The organism is Streptomyces kebangsaanensis (assembly GCF_001906585.1).
GTDB lineage: Bacteria > Actinomycetota > Actinomycetes > Streptomycetales > Streptomycetaceae > Streptomyces > Streptomyces kebangsaanensis.
The window spans coordinates 102,588-120,917 of record NZ_JUJA01000088.1 but is presented as its reverse complement, the minus strand read 5'-3'; the positions used below and the strand labels follow the sequence as shown (position 1 = coordinate 120,917).

Sequence of the window (18,330 nt, the reverse complement as noted above, 5' to 3'; positions counted from 1 at the left end):
CAGGGCCCGCCGGCGGATCTGGTCCAGCACCTGTCCGACCCGCTTCCCCAGCACACCGTGCTGGACCTCCTCGGCATCGAACGGGAGGAATGGCCCCGCATCCAGGAGTCCGTGCGCCAACTGCTCGTCGTGGGCGCGGGCAACAAGGAGGCCTCCGCGAGCGCCAAGGCCGATCTGACGGCCTATTTCGCCAAACTCGTCGAACAGCGCCGGAACTCACCCGGCGCGGACCTCATCAGCGCGATGGCCGCGGCGCGGGACGGTGAGGAACAGCTCGACGACAGGGAACTGGCGGTCATGGCGCTCACGCTGGCGCTCAGCGGCCAGGACACGGCGACCTGCGAGATCAGCGACATCGTGTACCTGCTCCTGACCCGTCCCGAGCTGATGGAGCGCCTCAGGAGCCGGCCCGGAACGCTGACCGACGTCCTGCACGAGTTGCTCCGCCACATCCCGTTCCGCAAGGGGGTGGGAATTCCCCGGGTGGCTCTCGAGGACGTGGAACTGGACGGTGTGCGGATCCCGGCGGGCGACTTCGTCCACGTGTCGTACCTGACCGCCAACCGCGACCCGGAGCGCTACCCGGACCCGCACGCCATCGACCCCGACCGCCCGAACCGCCCGCACATGACGTTCGGCTGGGGCGGGCACCGGTGCATCGCGATGCCCTTGGCCATGGCGGAGCTCGAAGTGGCCGTCGGGCGGCTCGTGGAGCGCTTTCCCGGGCTGCGGCTCGCGGTGCCGCCGCAGGAGGTGCGGTGGGACACGGAGACGATCAGGCGGTTTCCCCTGGAGCTGCCGGTGGCCTGGTAGGCACCGCCGTCGGTTCAGGCCGGCAGCCGCGGCACGCTGTCGATCAGGCGGCGGGTGTACGGATGCGCGGGCCGGCCCAGCACCTGGGCGGTGTCGCCCTGTTCGACCACACGGCCGCGTTCCAGGACGGCGGTGCGCTCGCACAGGGAGGCGACGACCGACAGGTCGTGGGAGACCATCACGAGCGTCAGCCCCTGCTCCTGCTTGAGCTCGGCCAGCAGGTCGACCACCTTCACCCGGGTGGTGACGTCGAGCGCGCTCACGGGTTCGTCGGCCAGCAGGACCCGCGGTGAGCAGACGGTGGCGCGGGCGATGGCGATCCGCTGGCGCTGTCCGCCGGAGAACTCGTGCGGATAGCGGTCCGCCGCATCCGCCGGCAGGCCGACCCGCTCCAGGGCCGCGGCCACCTTCGGCCCGGCCGTGGCGCGGCGGTCGAGGCCGAGGGAGAGCAGCGGTTCCGCGACGGTGGCGCCCACGCGGCGGCGCGGGTCGAGCGAGGAGTAGGGGTCCTGGAAGACGCACTGGACGCTGCGCCGGAAACGGCGCGTCTGCTCCCGGTCCCGCCCGGACAGCCCGGCGCCGTCGAAGCGGACCTGGCCGGCGGTGGGCCGGGCGAGGCCCAGCAGCAGCCGCAGCAGCGTGGTCTTGCCCGCTCCGGACTCGCCGACCAGCGCGAGACTGTGTCCGGCCTCGACCGTGAGGGAGACGTCCTCGACCACGTTGTGCGTGCTGCCCCGGTGGCGCAGCGCGACGTCGGACAGTTCGAGTACGGGGGTCATCGCGCGCTCCTCAGGTCCAGGGCCGACTCCAGGCGCCGGGCGCTGGCGACGAGGGTCTTGGTGTACTCCTCGCGGGGTGCGCCGACGATGGCGTCGACCGGGCCTTCCTCCACGGCCCGCCCGTCCTTCAGCACCAGGGCGCGGTCGGTCACCTTGGCCACCACGGCGAGGTCGTGGCTGACGAACAGCACGGCCATCCCGCGCTCACGGACCAGCGTGTCGATGAGTTCCAGCATCTCGGCCTGTACGGACACGTCCAGGGCGGTGGTCGGCTCGTCCGCGATGAGCAGCTTCGGTTCGCAGGCCAGGGCCATGGCGAGGGCCACGCGCTGGCGCTGCCCGCCGGAGATCTCGTGCGGGAACGCGCGGGTGATGCGCTCGGGGTCGGGCAGCCGCACCTGTGCGAGCGCGTGGGCCACGGCCCGCCGCAGGTCCTTGCCCTTGAGGCCGGTGCGCCTGCCGAGGGGTTCGGCGATCTGGCGGCCCACGCGCATCAGCGGGTCGAGCGCGGTGAGCGGCTCCTGGAAGACGACGGCGGCGTCCCGGCCGCGGACGGTGGTGAGCCTCTTCTCGGGGGCGCCGATGATCTGGGTGCCCGCGAGTTCGACGCTGCCGGTGGCGGTCATGCCGTCGGGCAGCAGGCCGAGCACGGCGAGTGTGGTCAGGGACTTGCCGGAGCCGGACTCGCCGATGAGGCCGAGGCGTTCGCCTCCGGCCACGGTGAAGGACAGGTCGTCGACCAGGGTGCGGCCGTCGCCGGTGCGGACGGTCAGCCCGCGTACGTCGAGGAGGGTCATGCGCGCCTGCCGCGGGTGGCCGGGTCGAGGGTGTCGCGCAGGCCGTCGGCGATGAGGTTGACGCCGATTACGAGCAGGACGAGCAGGATGCCGGGGGCGAGCGCGCCCGCCGGGGCGGTGGTGAAGGTGGCCTGGGCCTCCTGGAGCATCCGGCCCCACGAGGCGTTCGGCGGGGGCGCGCCGAGCCCCAGGTAGGACAGTCCGGCCTCGGCCAGTACGGCGAGCCCGAACTGGAGGGCGAGGTTGACCACGAGGGTGGGCCAGATGTTGGGCAGTACGTGGCCGGCCACGGTCCGGGGCCAGGAGGTGCCGGAGGTGCGGGCGGCGGTGATGTAGTCCTGTGCCAGCACCCGTTTGACGAGGACGCGCACCAGCCGGGCGACGACCGCGCTCTGCGCCAGGCCGATCGCGAGGACGGCCGAGCCGAGGGTCGCCGAGCGGGCGGCGACGATGAGCATCGCGAGCAGCAGCGTCGGGAAGGCGATCAGGATGTCGAGGAACGCCGCGAGCGTGTCGTCGAGCCAGCCCTGTGCGAACGCGGCGAGCACACCGAGGGTGACGCCGAGCACGGCGGCGACGATCACCGACCCCAGGCCCGCCTCGACGGCGATCCGCGAGCCGGTCATCACCTGGGTGAACAGGTCGCGCCCGAGTTTGTCGGTGCCCAGCAGATGTCCGTCCCCGGGGCCGGCCAGCCGTCCGCCGGAGGTGTCGTCGGCGGGGTAGGGCAGCCAGAACAGGGAGACCAGGGCGAGCAGCGCGATGAGGCCGGCCAGGACGCAGCCGGTGACGAGGGTGGCGGAGCGCCGGGACCGGCGTCCGCTCGGCGGCGCCTTCTCCGGCCGGACGGGCCCGAGCACGTCTGCCCGGTTCATCGGGCACCTCCCGAGAGCCGGCCGCGCAGCCGCGGGTCGATGATCCGCTGGGCCAGGTCGGCGACGAAGCCGATGAGCAGCACGGCCAGGGTGGAGACGAACAGCACGCCCTGGACGACCGGGTAGTCGTGCTGGGCGATGCCGGTGGCGAGCAGGGAGCCGAGTCCCGGCAGCGCGTACACCGACTCCACGACGACCGCGCCGAGCAGTGTCGAGGCGAGTTCGATGCCGAGAACGGAGATGACCGGTACGGAGGCGTTGCGCAGGCCGTGCCGCCACATCGCCTGTCCGAACGACGCTCCCAGGGCGCGGGCGGTGCGCAGGTGGTCGCTGCCGAGGACGTCGAGGGTGGCGGAGCGGACGTAGCGGATCAGGGACGCGCTCATCACCAGGGCGATGGTGAGGACCGGCAGGACGAGTGCGCGGATCGCCTCGGCCGGCTCCGACCAGCCGTCCGGGGGGAAACCGCCGGCCGGGAGCCAGCCGGCGTTCAGCGCGAAGACGGCGATGAGGATCATGCCGAGCCAGAACACCGGTATGGCGATGCCCAGTTGGGACACGCCGCTGAGCAGCGTGCCGTACCAGGTGTGCCGTTTGTGCGCGGCGACGAACCCGGCGGGTACGGCGATGAGGACGGCGAGGACGAACGCGGCGAGGGTCAGCGGCACGGTGACGTGCAGCCGGGAGGTGACCTCGGGTCCGACGGGCAGCGAGCTGACGAAGGAGGTGCCCAGGTCCCCGCTCGTCAGCTGCCCGAGCCAGTGGGTGAACTGCTCGGGCAGCGGCTTGTCCGATCCGATGGACTGCCGTGCCGCGGCGATCTGTTCCGGGCTCGCGCCCACCGCGGTGAGCGCGTTGGCCGGGTCGCCCGGCAGCATGCGCAGCAGGGCGAACAGCACCACGCTCGCCAGGGCCAGCGACACCAGGAGGAAGGCGAGGCGGCGCAGGAGATAGCGTGCCATCAGCCCTTCTTCTTGATGTCGTAGGCGTGGAACTGGGAGTTGAGGCCGTTGACCGGGTAGCCGGACAGCTTGCTGCTCGCGACGACGATCTGCGGGTAGAGGTAGAGCCAGTCGCTGGCCGCGTCCTCGGCGGTCTTGCGGTTGACCTTCTTCAGCAGTTCGGTCTGCTCGGCGGTGGTGGAGGCCTCCTCGGCCTGCTCGACCCACTGCGTGACCTGCTTGTCGTCGTAGCCCCAGTAGAAGTCGGGGTTGCCGTACCAGACCAGGTCGCGGTCGTTGACGTGCTCCTGGAGCGTGGCCGTGAAGTCGTGGTTCTTGTAGACCTTCGTGTACCACTCGTCCGGCGTGATCGTGTTGATCCTGACGGTGATGCCGACCTTGGCGAGCTCGGACTTGATGAAGGTCGCGGCGGTGGGGTGCGGGTCGTAGTTCGGGGTGTCGAGGGTGAAGCTGAAGCCCTTGCCGTAGCCGGCCTCGGCGAGCAGCGTCTTGGCGCGGGCCGGGTCGTAGGCGTTGACCTTGGTGAGGTCCTCGTACCAGGGGTCGGAGGGCGGCACCATCGAGCCGATGAGCTTGCCGTAGCCGCCCCAGACCGACTCCAGCAGCTTCTTGTCGTCGATGGCGGAGGACACGGCCTGGCGCACCTTGACGTCGGTGAAGGGCTTGGCCTTGTCGTTGAAGGCGAGCAGCAGCTTGGTGGTGGAGTTGCCGTCGGTGACCTTGTAGTTCTGGTTGTTCTTGAACTGGTCGAGGGCGTCGGGCGACTGCTCGCTGGTGACCACGTCGACGGCGTTGGTCAGCAGCGCGTTGTTGAGCGCGGTCGCGTCCTTGTAGTAGTGGAAGACGACGCGCTTGTTGTTCGCGGCGTCCCCCCAGTAGCCGGGGAACCGGTCGAGGCTGAGGGCGGAGCCGCGGGTCCACTTGGCCAGGGTGTAGGGGCCGGTGCCGTCCTCGGTCGTCTTCAGGTTCTTCGCCTGGGAGTTGATGACCCAGACGTAGGAGAGGTTGTAGACGAAGGAGATCGACTTCTTCGACAGCGTGACCTTCACCGTCCGCGCGTCGGGGGTGGCGATGTCCTTGATGACCGCGAGGTTGCTCTTGCGGGCGGACTGGGAGTCGTCCGCGATGACCTTCTCCAGGCTGTACTTGACGTCCTGGCTGGTCAGTTGCTTGCCGCTGTGGAACTTCACGCCGTCGCGCAGGGTGAAGGTGTAGGTGAGCCCGTCGTCGCCGACCTTGTAGTCCTCGGCGAGCAGCTTCTCGACCTTGCCCTCGTCGGTGAGCTTGAACAGCCCTTCGTAGACGTTGCCGTTGAGGGCCTCGGTCACGCCCTGGCCGCCGCCGGCGGTGTTGTCGAGGTTCTGCGGCTCGTACAGGGAGCCGATGTTGACGGTGGCGTTCTTGTCCCAGGCGCCGCCCGAGGCGCTGCCGCCCGAGCCGGAGCCGCCGCAGGCGGTGGCGGTCAGGGCGAGGGTGGCCGCGGTGGCGGTGCCGTACAGGAACGTCTTGTTGATGCGCATGGGTGAGGGACTCTTTCGTGCTGCGGAGCGGGAAGCGGTGGGGTGATCAGTGCTGTGCGGGGAAGCCGCCGCGGAAGACGGGGAGCTTCTCGCCGGCCTCGACGGGCAGGTGGAAGCGGTTCTGCCGCGGCGGCATCGGACAGTTGTACTGGTCGGAGAATCCGCAGGGCGGCACGAAGGCGCGGTTGAAGTCGAGCAGGACGCGGTGGTCGTCCTCGGTGCGCCGGACGAAGAGGAAGCGGCCGGCGCCGTAGGTGGTGTCACCGTTGGTGGGGTCGCCGAAGACGAGCAGCAGGGCGCCGTCGTCGTCGAAGGCGCTGAGGGTGTGGGCGCGGCCGTCGACGGTGAGGGTGATGTCGCCGGGGACGACGAGGTCACGGGTGCCGCCGTTGTCCCGGATGTGCTCGAAGGGGACGCGGCGGGCGCCGGGTACGGGTGTGTAGGTGGCCTCGAGCACCCAGGCCGGGTCGTAGGGGAAGACGTCGACCCGGTCGAAGTGGCGGACGGCGGGCGAGTCGGCGTCCCAGAACCGCAGGCCGTGCTCCCTCTCGCCGGTGGCGAGGTCGGTGCGCTGGAGCGTGGTGACGGTCACCGTGTGCGGCCGGCCGGTGCGGGCGGCCTCGGCGTCGGGGCGCTCACCGGCCGGCAGCCAACGGGTCTCGACGAGGGCGAGGTTCCCGGTCGGCGAGGTGAGGGCGCGGTGGCGCTCCGCGCGCCAGGCCTGCCACTCCCCCGCGGGAGCGGTGGCGGGTCGGCCGGAGGCGGACTGGGACATGTCAGGACTCATTCATTCACGCAGCGTTCGTCGTCATCACGCCGCAGATGTCACGCCGCGTGAACAGATGGCCAAAGCATCACCTTTATCTGCCATAAGAGCCTCTAATGTCAAACGAGATCCCCAGGTCAGGTGGCCCTTCTCACAGGCGCTGAGCGGGACCGCGCCCAGGCGGCCCGGTCGTCCTCCCGCCTCCGGACTTCGGCGGCAGCGCGTCGGCGGGGCCGGGCCCGTGCACGGACACCGACCCCGCGGGGAGGTTCTTGTCGCCGCTGCCGGGCCGGACGCGGCTGACGCATACGGAGGCCTGCTGCGACGGGATCCCCGGTCTGCCGACGCGAGGTCGGCGGGGTCTCAGGGCGGCGCTGTCGGCCGCCCTGCCGCGCAGGCGCCGCTGGAACGGCTTGTCCCGGGGTCGTCAGGGCTTGCGGGCGAGGCCGCCGTGCTCGGCGACGGGTTCCTCGGGAGCGGAGTCGGGGTCCGGGCGCCAGTGCGGGACGGAGACGACCCCGGGGGCCACGAGGTCCAGGCCGTCGAAGAACGCCGTGATCTGCTCGACGGTGCGCAGGTGGTAGGGGGCGGCGCCGCTTTCGTTGTAGGCGTCCTGGGCCTGTTCGAAGACCGGGTCGACGCCCCGTGAGCCGTCGTTGACACAGAGGTGGCTGCCGGACGGCAACGCGTCCATCAGACGGGTGACGATGGAGCGCGCCTGGCCGAAGTCGGCGATGTGGCCGAGGATGTTGCTGAGGACGAGAGCGGTGGGGCGGGTGAGGTCCAGCGTCCTGGCGGCGGCCGCCAGGACACGGTCCGGGTCCCGTACGTCGGCGTCGACGTAGTCGGTCGCTCCCTCCGGTGTGGAGTGGAGCAGGGCGCGGGCGTGCGTCAGGACCATCGGGTCGTTGTCGACGTGGACGATCCGGCACTCGGGGGCGACGCGCTGGGCCACCTCGTGGGTGTTGTCAGCCGTCGGCAGGCCGGTCCCGACGTCCAGGAACTGACGGACGCCCGCCTCGGCGACCAGGTACGTGACGCTGCGGCGCAGAAAGGCCCGGCTGCTGCGGGCGATGGTGACGATGCCGGGAAAGACGGCGGTGTACGCATCGCCGGCCTCCTCGTCGACGGGGTAGTTGTCCTTCCCGCCCAGCCAGTAGTTCCAGATCCGGGCCGAGTGCGGCACCGACGTGTCGATCTCCTGACGCGCCGCTGGTTCCGGAGCCGTCGGGTGGGTCATGGGCACCGTCCGTCCTCGGTCGAGGTGAGCCGATCGGTGGCGGCCGTACGCACGGACTCCTGGCCGCCGGTCGGGACCGGAGCCGAGCCTAGCGGTTGAACTCCGGTTCGTGGAGAGGGATTTCCCCGGTCGTGGCGTCGAGGCGCCGGTGGTCGCACCCGCCGGCCGGAAACCCGGGAGGGCCGGACGGGTGCGTGCCCGGCTCAGTGGAATACGCCGCTGTAGGCGTTGAGGGCGGGCTGGCCGCCCAGGTGGGCGTACAGGACGTTGGAGTCCTCGGGGATGTCTCCGCGCTGGACCAGGTCGATGAGTCCGGCCATGGACTTGCCCTCGTAGACGGGGTCGATGATCATGCCTTCGAGCCGTCCGGTGAGCCGGATGGCGTCCAGGGTGGACTGGACGGGGACGCCGTAGAGGTCGCCGGCCCAGCCCTCCAGGACGGTGATCTCGTCGTCGCGCAGGTCCCGGCCGAGGCCGATGAGTTCGGCGGTGTTGCGGGCGATCTTCGCCACCTGGGCACGGGTCTCGTCTATCTTCGCCGAGGCGTCGACGCCCAGCACGCGGCGGGGCCGGTCCTGACCCGCGAAGCCGGCGATCATGCCCGCGTGGGTGCTGCCGGTGACGCTGCACACCACGATCGTGTCGAAGAAGACCCCGAGTTCGCGTTCCTGCTGCTGGACCTCGTGGGCCCAGTTGGCGAAGCCGAGGCCGCCCAGGGGGTGGTCGGAGGCTCCGGCGGGGATCGCGTACGGAGTGCCGCCGGCGGCCCGTACGTCCTCCAAAGCCTGCTGCCAGCTGTCCTTGAAACCGATGCCGAACTCGGCCTGGACCAGGCGCACGTCGGCGCCCATGACGCGGGACAGCAGGATGTTGCCGACCTTGTCGTTGACCGCGTCCGGCCAGTCCACCCAGCTCTCCTGGACCAGGACGGCCTTCAGACCCGCCTTCGCGGCGACCGCGGCCACCTGCCGGGTGTGGTTGGACTGGACCCCGCCGATGCTGACCAGGGTGTCCGCGCCCTGCCGGAGCGCGTCGGGGATCAGGTACTCCAGCTTGCGGGTCTTGTTGCCGCCGAAGGCCAGTCCACTGTTGCAGTCCTCCCGCTTGGCCCAGATGCGGGCGCCGCCGAGGTGATCGCTGAGCCGGTCCAGCGGGTGGACCGGGCTGGGGCCGAACAGCAGGGGGTAACGCTCGAAGGCGTCGAGGGACATGCGTGGCTCCTTGCAGGGTGCGCCCGCCGTGGGCTGTGGGTTGTGGGCTGTGGGTCGTCGGGGTGCCGGAGTGCCGGGTCAGCGCGGGGAGGAGACGCTGCCGTCCTCGCCGTCCGGCTCCTCCCCGTCGGGGGACACGGTGTCGAGCAGGGGCAGCAGCGTCTGCCAGTTGGCGCGGGTGGCGGCTACGGCCCCCTCGACGTCCCCGGCTTCGCACAGCGCGACGATCCGGTCGTGCTGGGCGACCGAGCCCCGGCCGCTCAGGGAGGAGAAACGCAGTCTCTCCAGTCGCCGCAGCACCGGTGTGAACTGCTCCAGGACGGTGCGGACGGCAGGATTGGCGCAGGCGGTGACGGCGACGCCGTGGAAGGCGTCGTCGGCCGCGATCGCCGCGTCGACGTCATTGCGGCGCAGAGCCTCGGCGAAGCGCGCGTTGGCCTCGCGCATGGCGTCCAGCTCGGCGGTGGACAGGTCGGGCATCGCCTCGCGGACGGCGAGCTCGTGCATGGCCGCCGTCACCGACTGGGCCGCCCGCACGGCGCGGACGTCCAGCGGACTGACCATCGTGTAGCGGCCGGGTTTCGTCCGCACCAGGCCGGCCTGCTCCAGACGCGCCAGCGCCTCCCGGACCGGCGTGCGGCTGACCCCCAGCCACTCCACCAGGTCACTGTCGTTGAGGCGCTCCCCCGGCGCGAGCGTGCCGTCGACGATGGCGTCCCGGATCGCCCGGTAGGCGTTGTCCCGGAGGAGTGATCTGGAGACGAGTCCGCGGCTCTGTGGAACTGGCATGCAAAATATTGCACGCTGCATGACGTACGCCTGTCAAGCCCTCCCCACCTCCGCCCCACCTCCTCGATGAGCAAAATTTGTCCGCATTGCTCGTACACAGTGGGCGATAAGGGCAGAAAAGGACCTATCGCGGTGCGGTTCAAGTTGCCGCGACAAGACCAAGAGACCTATAAGAGGAGCGTGGCCGAAGCGATTCCGGGAATTCCGGTGACTGCCGGCCGCAGAGGTTTCCCATGTTTCTGACTCCGTCCGACACGGAGAAATTGCTGCTGAGTGTTGCCGGAATGGTCGCCCGCGTCAGTGACCTGATGACCGAGGGACGGCATGTCCTCACCCGTGCTGACGTGCTCGAAGGAGTCCCCGAGATGCTCCATGACGTCCAGGTCGAGGCGACCTTCCCCGACGGGCGCAAGCTCGTCACGATCACCTCGCCGATCCCGTGATCCCCGGCGAGATCCGGACCGGGTCCGGCGTACTGGAAATAAATGGAACCCGTACTCGACTTCAGGTGACCGTGGTGAATGAGGGCGACCGCCCCATTCAGATCGGATCGCATCTGCATTTCCCCGACGCGAATCCCGCCCTTTCCTTCGGCCGGTCTTCGACCCAGGGATTCCGGCTCGATATTCCCTCCGGAGCGTCTCTGCGCTTCGAGCCCGGAGTCGGTGTCGAGGTCACCCTCGTCGAACTGGGCGGCCGTCGGAAGGTGCCCGGCATCGTCGTGCCCGGCGGCCGGAGCGCACGAACGGAGGACATGTGACATGGCAGAGCTGACCCGAGCCGCCTATGCGTCGCTCCACGGACCCACCACCGGCGACCGCGTCCGCCCCGCCGACACCGACCTGTGGATCGAGGGCGAGGAGGACCGCTGCTTCGGCGGTGACGAGGCCGTGTTCGGCGGCGGCGACGTCGCCCGCAAGGGCGGTCCCGGCATCGCCGGCGCCGACCTCCTGATCGTCAACAAGACCGACCTGGCGCCCCATGTCGGCGTCGACGTGGACGCGATGGTCGCCGACGCCCGAAGTGCCCGCGACGGTCTGCCGGTCCTCGCGCTCTCCCGGCACGACCCGGCGTCGATCGCCGAACTCGCCGACTGGGTACGGTCGGTGCTCGCACGCCACCGCGACGGCACCCACGTCCCCACCGACCCGGGGCCGATGGCACCCCACAGCCACGCCCACCACCACGACTCGTGACCGGACGCACGGCCGCGGGCACCGAGCCGGCCGACCCCACGATCGTCGCCGTCGAGCGCGAGGACACGGGCCGCCACCTCGCCCGCGAACTGCGCCCCGGCGCCTTCCTCGCCCCCCGCCCCCTGCTGCCGGCCCCCGACCGCGTGCGGATCGCCCTGGTCGGCACCCGCGCCGGTCTGCTCGCGGGCGACGACCTGCTGCTGCACGTCTCGGTCGGCCCCGGGGCCCGCCTGGAGCTGACCGAACCGTCCGGCCTGGTCGCGTACGACCACCGCGGCGGCGCATCGAGGTGGCGGGCCCGCGTCGACATCGCGGAGGGCGGCGAACTGCACTGGGACGCCAGACCGTTCGTGGTCTGCGACGGCGCCCGGGTGGAGCGCTCGATGGACATCGCGCTGGCGGCCGGGGCGCGGATGCTGTGGCGGGACACCCTGGTCCTGGGGCGTTCCGGCGAGCGGGGCGGCAGCGTGCGGGCGACCACCCGTGTCCTGTACGACGGGCACGATCTGCTGGTCGAGGACCTGGACCTGACGGAGCCGGACCTTCGGGAACTCCCCGGCGTCCTGGGGCCCCACCGCGTCATCGGTTCGGTCACCGCCCTCGGTTCCCGTCCCCAGGGCCCGCCCCACCCGTACCGCACGGAGCCGGCCGGGCCGGGCGTCCAGGTGCGGCTGCTGGACACGGTGGCACCGGCGATCGAGGCGGAACTGGCCGCGGTCTGGCAGAGCTGGCGGTACCGCTGACACCGGCTCCGGGCGTCGACGCCCCGGCCGGTCTTCGCGGTACCGCCGGTCCCGTCGGCGCGCTGGAGTGCGTCCGGGACGACGGGGGCCGAGGCCCGTTCCTCAGATGCCGCCGGAGAAGGTGTCGCACCGGGCCGGGGAGCCCGTGGTGTACCCGGTGGTGAACCAGTGCACGCGCTGCCGGGAGCTGCCGTGGGTCCAGCCCTCCGGGTCGACGCGGCCCTGGACGCGCTCCTGGATGCGGTCGTCGCCGACGGCCGACGCGGCGTCGATGGCCTCGCGGATGTCGTCGTCGGTGAACGGCTCCTCGTAGAAGCCGGTGGCGACGGCGTTCTTGGCCCAGACTCCGGCGTAGCAGTCGGCCTGCAGCTCCAGACGGACCGAGGCGCTCTCCGCCCCCGCGCGGTCCCGGCCGACACGGTTCATGGTGCCCAGCAGGTTCTGCACGTGGTGGCCGTACTCGTGGCCGATGACGTACGCCTGCGCGAAGGGCCCGCCCTTGGCGTCGAACTTCTCTTCGAGCTCCTGGAAGAACCCGAGGTCGATGTAGACACGGTGGTCGGCCGGGCAGTAGAACGGGCCCACGGCGGAGCTTGCCCGGCCGCATCCCGTGCTCACTCCGCCGGAGAACAGCACCGTCCGTGCCTGGCTGTACGGCTGCTGGGCGTGCTCGGGCAGGGCGTCCCGCCAGTAGCGCTGGATGCTGTTGACCACCCCGACCACGCGGCACTTCTCGGACTGGTCGGCATCGCTGCCCGCCCGGCACTGGGCTCTCAGGTTCGACCCCTGCCGCGGTGCGCCGGAGCTCGAGTCGGAGTCGCCGAGGAGACCTGCCGGGTTGACGCCCAGGAGCAGTGCGACGATCACGGCGACGATCCCGACGACGCCGCCACCGATGGCGAGCCCGCCTCCGGGCATGCCGCTGCCGCGGTCTTCGACCTGCGAGGCATCAAGTTCCACATCGTCGCGGAAGTCCATCGTTCCTTCGTCTCCTGAGCGTTGGTGATCACCCCATTGTGCCCAAGAGACTCACCGGGTCACACCGGCCGGTGACGGCCGAGGGCGGATTCCACCGTGACCGCGAACGTCGGGTGCATCAGCCGGGCGCCCGTCAGGATGTGCGCCGGGCCGAGCACGCGCTCGGCGAGGGCGATGCCGACCGAGGCGAAGAAGTCGCTGAAGCGGACGGCGAACAGGCCGGGGAACAGGATCCCCCGGCCGGTCGCCCACGGAGAAGAACACGGTCGCACCCGGCGCCGGGAGGACCATGCAGGCGGTCGTCATGCCGGCGTTCGGCCGGGGGTCGTTGCCGCGACAGCGGTTCCCCCCGGGGGGGGGACCGGTGGACGCCGTAGGCCGAGAACGCGGGCGCGGCCATGTACAGCAGCGGTTCCCCGAGCACCTGGAACCAGGCCGGGCCGACGAACAGGACGACGGACGACACCGGTGACGAACGGGCAGAACCCCGGCAGCCGGGCTCCCCGGGTCCCGACCGGCCGGTCCACCCGTTCGCCGCGACGGGGCCGGCCGAACAGCCCATGGGTCCCCTTTCGGCATCCGGCGCAGCAGCTCGCCCCGCCCACATCATCGACTTGCGGAACCCCACCCCCGCGTTAGCGTCGAAACCGGTGAACGCCCCGAAGAAGGAGCAGGCACATGAGCCTGGAACGGTGGATCGGCGCGTGGCCTGTGTACCGGCAGCTCACCGGAGCGGACCGGCTGGGGCGGGGCAAGGCGGCCGAGTCCCGGCGCTCGGCGGGACTCACGCCCCGCACGGACACCGCGGACCGTGTGGTGGCCTCCGTCTGCCCGTACTGCGCGGTGGGCTGCTCGCAGCGCGTCTACGTGAAGGGCGAGCGGGTCATCCAGATCGAGGGCAACCCGGACAGTCCGATCTCGCGGGGCCGCCTGTGCCCCAAGGGATCGGCCAGCAAGCAACTGGTCACCGGCCCCCAGCGTGAGCAGAAGGTGCTGTACCGGCCGCCGTACGGCACCGCCTGGCAGGAACTCGATCTCAACACGGCCATGGACATGGTGGCCGACCGGGTGCTGGACGCGCGCCGCAGGGGCTGGCAGGACACCGACTCGGCCGGGAACACGCTGCGCCGCACCATGGGCATCGCCAGCCTGGGCGGCGCCACCCTCGACAACGAGGAGAACTACCTGATCAAGAAGCTGTTCACCGCCCTCGGCGCGTTGCAGATCGAGAACCAGGCGCGCATTTGACACTCCGCCACCGTTCCCGGTCTGGGAGCCTCGTTCGGACGCGGCGGCGCGACCGACTACCAGCAGGACCTGGCCAACGCCGACTGCGTCGTCATCATGGGCTCGAACATGGCCGAGGCCCATCCGGTCGGGTTCCAGTGGGTGATGGAGGCCAAGGCCCGCGGTGCCAGGGTCATCCACATCGACCCGCGGTTCACCCGCACCAGCGCGCTGGCCGACCAGCACGTCACCCTGCGCGCGGGCACCGACATCGCCTTCCTCGGCGGCGTGATCAACTACATCCTGTCCCACGGACTGGAGTTCCGGGAGTACGTGCGGGCGTACACCAACGCCCCGTTCCTGTTGAGCGAGCGCTACCGGGACACCGAGGACCTGGACGGTCTGTTCAGCGGGTACGACCCGGCCACCGCCTCCTACGACGCCTCCAGCTGGGCGTACGAGAGCATCGACGTGGAAGAACGCGGCGGCAGCCGGCACAAGGAGCAGTCCGCGCCGTACCAGCACGGTGCCGGCGGTCCGTCCCTCGATGCCGGCGCGGGCCGCATCGCGAGCGACCCGACGCTGGAGCACCCCCGCTGCGTGTTCCAGGTGCTCAAGCGGCACTTCGCCCGCTACACGCCCGAGATGGTGGAGCGGATCTGCGGCGTGCCCCGGGAGCGTTTCCTGGAGGTGTGCCGGGCCTGGACCGAGAACTCCGGCCGGGAGCGCACCGCGGCGCTGGTGTACAGCGTGGGCTGGACCCAGCACTCGGTCGGAGCCCAGTACATCCGGGCGGGGTCGATCATCCAGCTGCTGCTGGGCAACATCGGCCGTCCCGGCGGCGGGATCTTCGCGCTGCGCGGGCACGCCAGCATCCAGGGGTCCACGGACATCCCGACCCTGTTCAACCTGCTGCCCGGCTACCTGCCGATGCCGGACACCACGCACGAGGACCTGGCCGGCTATCTGGACAGCATCCGCCGCCCGGGCCAGAAGGGGTTCTGGGGCAACGCGGACGCCTACACGGTCTCGCTGCTCAAGGAGTACTGGGGCGAGGCGGCGACGGCGGAGAACGACTACTGCTTCGACTACCTGCCGCGGATCAACGGCGACCACGGCACCTACCGCACCACCATGGACATGATCGACGGGAAGGTCTTCGGCTACTTCCTGCTCGGCCAGAACCCGGCGGTGGGCTCGGCCCACGGCCGTCTGCAGCGGCTGGCCATGGCCAACCTCGACTGGCTGGTCGTCCGTGACCTCACCATGATCGAGAGCGCCACGTTCTGGCGGGACGCCCCCGAGATCGAGACCGGGGAGATCGTGCCCGAGCGCTGCCGCACCGAGGTCTTCTTCTTCCCCGCCGCCTCGCACGTGGAGAAGTCCGGCACCTTCACCCAGACCCAGCGGATGCTGCAGTGGCGGGACCAGGCCGTCGAGCCGAGCGGCGACCAGCGCTCGGAGCTGTGGTTCTTCTACCACCTCGGCCGGCTCGTCAAGGAGAAGCTGGCCGGCTCGGCCGACGAGCGCGACCGCCCCGTCCTCGACCTCGCCTGGGACTACCGGACCGAGGGCGACGAGCCGTCCGCCGACGACGTGCTGCGCCACATCAACGGCATCGACCTGCGCAGCGGACGCACGGTCGACGGCTACGCCGGCCTGAGGGCCGACGGCACCACCGCCTGCGGCTGCTGGATCTACAGCGGGGTCTACGCCGACGAGGTCAACCAGTCCCGGCGCCGCAGGCCCCGGTTCGAGCAGGGACCGTACGAGGCGGAATGGGGCTGGACCTGGCCGCTGAACCGGCGCGTGCTGTACAACCGCGCCTCGGCCGACCCCGAGGGGCGGCCCTGGAGCGAGCGCAAGGCCCTGGTGTGGTGGGACGAGGAGCGCGGTGAGTGGACCGGGCACGACATCCCGGACTTCGAGCGGACCAAGCCGCCCGGCCACCGGCCTCCCGAGGGGGCCTCGGGGCCTCAGGCCCTCGCCGGCGACGACGCGTTCATCATGATGGCCGACGGCAAGGCGTGGCTGTTCGCCCCGTCCGGGCTGGTCGACGGCCCGCTGCCCACCCACTACGAGCCGCACGAGTCACCCGTGCGCAACCTGCTCCACGGCCAGCAGGGCAACCCGACGCGCAAGGTGTACGGGCGGCCCGACAACCCGTCCAACCCCGCCCCGCCCGAGGCGCACGGCGAGGTGTTCCCCTTCGTGGTCACCACGGCGCGGCTCACCGAACACCACACCGCGGGCGGCATGAGCCGTCAGCTGCCGTACCTGTCGGAGCTTCAGCCGGAGCTGTTCGTGGAGGTCTCGCCCGAGCTGGCGAGGGAGCGCGGCCTGCGCCATCTGGACTGGGCCCATGTGATCACCAGCCGGACCGCGGTGGACGCCCGGGTCGTGGTCACCGACCGGCTGGCGCCCCTGCGGGTCGAGGACCGGGTCGTGCACCAGGTCTGGCTGCCCTACCACTGGGGGCCGGCGGGACTCGTCGGCGGCGACGTGGTCAACGACCTGTTCGGCGTGGTGGCCGACCCCAATGTGCTCATCCAGGAGAGCAAGGTGGCAACCTGCGACATCCGTTCCGGCCGCCGGCCGAGGGGCCCCGCCCTGCTCCGGTACGTGCGGGACTACCGCCGCCGGGCCGGGATCACCGCGGAGACCGGCACCCGCGTCATGACGGCGGGCGGCGAGCACAAGCCGGCCCACATCGAACCGGACAGCCCGGAGGAATCCCCATGACGGACGAGAACAGCCTGTACGGGCCCCTCGCCGACCCCGCCGCGGACGCCGGCCACCCCGACCCGCCGCCCCGGGTGGGCTTCTTCACCGACACCTCCGTGTGCATCGGCTGCAAGGCGTGCGAGGTGGCGTGCAAGGAGTGGAACGACGTTCCCGAGGACGGCCTGGACCTGCTCGGCATGTCGTTCGACAACACCGGCATGCTCGGCGCGAGTTCCTGGCGGCACGTCGCCTTCGTCGAACAGCAGCGCCCGCTGGGCCGGCAGGACGCGGGACTGTCCGGCCTGCCCACCGGCCCCTCCGGCACCGAGGCCACGGACCGGGTGGTGGCCGACGCCCTGCGCGACTCCGAGCGGGGCGGCGGCGGGCTGGGCACCGGTCCGGTCGATCTCGGCTTCCCCTCCTTCGAACTGCCCGGCGCCACCGGCGGCGCCGGGAGTCGTACCGAGTTCCGCTGGCTGATGTCCTCCGACGTGTGCAAGCACTGCACCCACGCGGGATGCCTCGACGTCTGCCCCACCGGGGCGCTCTTCCGCACCGAGTTCGGCTCGGTCGTGGTGCAGCCCGACATCTGCAACGGCTGCGGCTACTGCGTGTCCGGCTGCCCCTACGGGGTCATCGACCGGCGGCCCGACGACGGGCGGGCCTGGAAGTGCACCCTGTGCTACGACCGGCTGCGCGGCGGTCTGGAGCCCGCCTGCGCCAAGGCCTGCCCCACGGACTCCATCCAGTTCGGCCCGCTCGACGAGCTACGGGAGCGGGCCGACCGGCGGCTGGAGGAACTGCACGGGGCGGGCGTGGACGAGGCACGGCTGTACGGGCGCGACCCCGGCGACGGCGTGGGCGGCGACGGCGCCTTCTTCCTGCTGCTGGACGACCCGGAGGTGTACGGGCTGCCACCGGACCCGATCGTGCCCACGCGTGATCTGCCGTCCATGTGGAAGCACGCCGCGGTGGCCGCCTCGGCCCTGCTGGCCGCGTCCGCCGCCGTCTTCTGGAAGGGAGGCCGGCGATGAGCGGGGACGACGGAATCCCCCGCGAACCGCGCAGCGACGCCGGGGCCGGAGACGTCCACGCGCGCACGTTCGGCTCGGGCGCCCGGGAGGCACGCGGTGAGCGGTCCGCCGAGCCGCGCCCGGAGTTCCGCTCCTACTACGGCCGGCCGGTGCTGAAACCGCCGGTGTGGACGTGGGAGGTGCCGGCCTACCTGTTCACCGGCGGGCTGTCGGCCGGTTCCGCCCTGCTCGCCGCCGGCGCCGACCTCACGGGGCGTCCCGCGCTGCGCCGGGCGGGACGCCTGGGCGGCTTCGGCGCGCTCGTGGCCAGCACCGGACTGCTGATCGCGGACCTCGGCCGGCCCGAACGGTTCCACCACATGCTGCGGGTCGCCAAGCCGAGTTCGCCGATGTCCGTCGGTACCTGGATCCTCGTGGCCTACGGGCCCGGCAGCGGGCTTGCCGCCGTGGCCGAGCTGCTGCCCGCCCCGGTGCGCGCCGGCCTGCCCGGGCGGCTGCTGTGCCGGGCCGCCCGGCCGGCCGGTCTGTCCGCGGCCGCCCTCGCGCCGGGACTGGCCTCGTACACGGCCGTGCTGCTCTCCCAGACGGCCGTACCGGCCTGGCACGACGCCCGCCGGCAGCTGCCCTTCCTGTTCACCGGGTCGGCGGCCGCGAGCGCCGCCGGGCTCGGCATGCT

General features: G+C 71.5%; 19 protein-coding genes. 8 read left to right on the top strand and 11 right to left on the bottom strand.

The annotated features are described in order from the left end of the window. The coding region (locus RH94_RS13560; RefSeq protein ID WP_234425743.1) for a cytochrome P450 at positions 1-813 on the top strand (813 nt) is incomplete at its 5' end. Positions 814-827: 14 nt separating this feature from the next. On the opposite strand, the gene RH94_RS13555 is transcribed toward RH94_RS13560, so the two are convergent. From RH94_RS13555 to RH94_RS13515, 9 genes are all read right to left on the bottom strand, one after another. Beyond that, complete coding sequence (locus tag RH94_RS13555) at positions 828-1,592, bottom strand: ABC transporter ATP-binding protein (protein ID WP_073947853.1); 765 nt, start codon at positions 1,590-1,592, stop codon at positions 828-830. Further along, a complete protein-coding gene (locus RH94_RS13550) occupies positions 1,589-2,389 on the bottom strand; it encodes an ATP-binding cassette domain-containing protein (RefSeq protein WP_073947852.1) in 801 nt (266 codons plus the stop codon). The genes RH94_RS13555 and RH94_RS13550 overlap by 4 nt, the downstream gene beginning before the upstream one ends. Then, positions 2,386-3,264, bottom strand: a complete 879-nt coding sequence (locus tag RH94_RS13545) for an ABC transporter permease (protein WP_073947851.1) — start codon at positions 3,262-3,264, stop codon at positions 2,386-2,388. The genes RH94_RS13550 and RH94_RS13545 overlap by 4 nt, the downstream gene beginning before the upstream one ends. After that, the gene (locus RH94_RS13540) at positions 3,261-4,226 is read right to left on the bottom strand and encodes an ABC transporter permease (RefSeq protein ID WP_073947850.1); all 966 of its coding nucleotides are present in this window, start codon (positions 4,224-4,226) and stop codon (positions 3,261-3,263) included. The genes RH94_RS13545 and RH94_RS13540 overlap by 4 nt, the downstream gene beginning before the upstream one ends. Then, positions 4,226-5,746: an ABC transporter substrate-binding protein gene (locus RH94_RS13535; protein WP_073947849.1), complete on the bottom strand. Its 1,521-nt coding sequence runs from the start codon at positions 5,744-5,746 to the stop codon at positions 4,226-4,228. Before RH94_RS13535 ends, RH94_RS13540 begins: the two co-directional genes overlap by 1 nt. Before the next feature lie 46 nt (positions 5,747-5,792). Beyond that, positions 5,793-6,521, bottom strand: coding sequence for a DUF1684 domain-containing protein (locus RH94_RS13530; protein WP_107428701.1), 729 nt, complete (start codon positions 6,519-6,521; stop codon positions 5,793-5,795). 418 nt (positions 6,522-6,939) lie between these two features. Beyond that, a complete protein-coding gene (locus RH94_RS13525; RefSeq protein WP_073947847.1) occupies positions 6,940-7,752 on the bottom strand; it encodes an SAM-dependent methyltransferase in 813 nt (270 codons plus the stop codon). A 203-nt stretch (positions 7,753-7,955) separates the two neighbouring features. Then, positions 7,956-8,963 (bottom strand): 1-aminocyclopropane-1-carboxylate deaminase, encoded by a 1,008-nt coding sequence (locus RH94_RS13520; protein ID WP_073947846.1) that lies wholly within the window; start codon positions 8,961-8,963, stop codon positions 7,956-7,958. 78 nt (positions 8,964-9,041) lie between these two features. After that, entirely contained in the window at positions 9,042-9,752 is a 711-nt protein-coding gene (locus RH94_RS13515) for a GntR family transcriptional regulator (RefSeq protein WP_073947845.1), read from the bottom strand. Positions 9,753-9,985: 233 nt separating this feature from the next. Here RH94_RS13515 and RH94_RS13510 point away from each other — a divergent pair, with 233 nt between their 5' ends. Genes RH94_RS13510 through RH94_RS13495 form a run of 4 tightly spaced genes read left to right on the top strand, consistent with a single transcriptional unit; the run spans position 9,986 to position 11,691 of the window. After that, a complete protein-coding gene (locus tag RH94_RS13510) occupies positions 9,986-10,195 on the top strand; it encodes an urease subunit gamma (protein ID WP_073947844.1) in 210 nt (69 codons plus the stop codon). Next, positions 10,192-10,512: an urease subunit beta gene (ureB, locus tag RH94_RS13505; protein WP_073947843.1), complete on the top strand. Its 321-nt coding sequence runs from the start codon at positions 10,192-10,194 to the stop codon at positions 10,510-10,512. Before RH94_RS13510 ends, ureB begins: the two co-directional genes overlap by 4 nt. Before the next feature lies 1 nt (position 10,513). Continuing rightward, positions 10,514-10,948, top strand: a complete 435-nt coding sequence (locus RH94_RS13500; protein ID WP_079189016.1) for a GTP-binding protein — start codon at positions 10,514-10,516, stop codon at positions 10,946-10,948. Next, positions 10,945-11,691 carry an urease accessory protein UreD gene (locus RH94_RS13495; protein ID WP_073947842.1) on the top strand — a complete coding sequence of 249 codons (747 nt, stop codon included), beginning with the start codon at positions 10,945-10,947 and terminating at the stop codon, positions 11,689-11,691. The genes RH94_RS13500 and RH94_RS13495 overlap by 4 nt, the downstream gene beginning before the upstream one ends. Positions 11,692-11,793: 102 nt before the next feature. Here RH94_RS13495 and ypfJ read toward each other — a convergent pair whose 3' ends face one another. Continuing rightward, positions 11,794-12,669 carry a KPN_02809 family neutral zinc metallopeptidase gene (gene ypfJ, locus RH94_RS13490; RefSeq protein ID WP_073947841.1) on the bottom strand — a complete coding sequence of 292 codons (876 nt, stop codon included), beginning with the start codon at positions 12,667-12,669 and terminating at the stop codon, positions 11,794-11,796. A 59-nt stretch (positions 12,670-12,728) separates the two neighbouring features. Continuing rightward, positions 12,729-12,941, bottom strand: coding sequence for a hypothetical protein (locus RH94_RS13485; protein WP_073947840.1), 213 nt, complete (start codon positions 12,939-12,941; stop codon positions 12,729-12,731). Between the two features lie 406 nt (positions 12,942-13,347). On the opposite strand from RH94_RS13485, the gene fdh reads away from it, so the two are divergent. The 3 genes from fdh to nrfD all read left to right on the top strand — a co-directional run. Further along, on the top strand, positions 13,348-16,638 hold the full coding sequence (gene fdh / locus RH94_RS13475) for a formate dehydrogenase (RefSeq protein WP_107428700.1): 3,291 nt from the start codon (positions 13,348-13,350) through the stop codon (positions 16,636-16,638). Further along, positions 16,635-17,654, top strand: coding sequence for a 4Fe-4S dicluster domain-containing protein (locus tag RH94_RS13470; protein WP_073947837.1), 1,020 nt, complete (start codon positions 16,635-16,637; stop codon positions 17,652-17,654). The genes fdh and RH94_RS13470 overlap by 4 nt, the downstream gene beginning before the upstream one ends. Continuing rightward, the coding region (nrfD, locus tag RH94_RS43260) for an NrfD/PsrC family molybdoenzyme membrane anchor subunit (RefSeq protein WP_234425742.1) at positions 17,651-18,330 on the top strand (680 nt) is incomplete at its 3' end. The genes RH94_RS13470 and nrfD, both read left to right, overlap by 4 nt.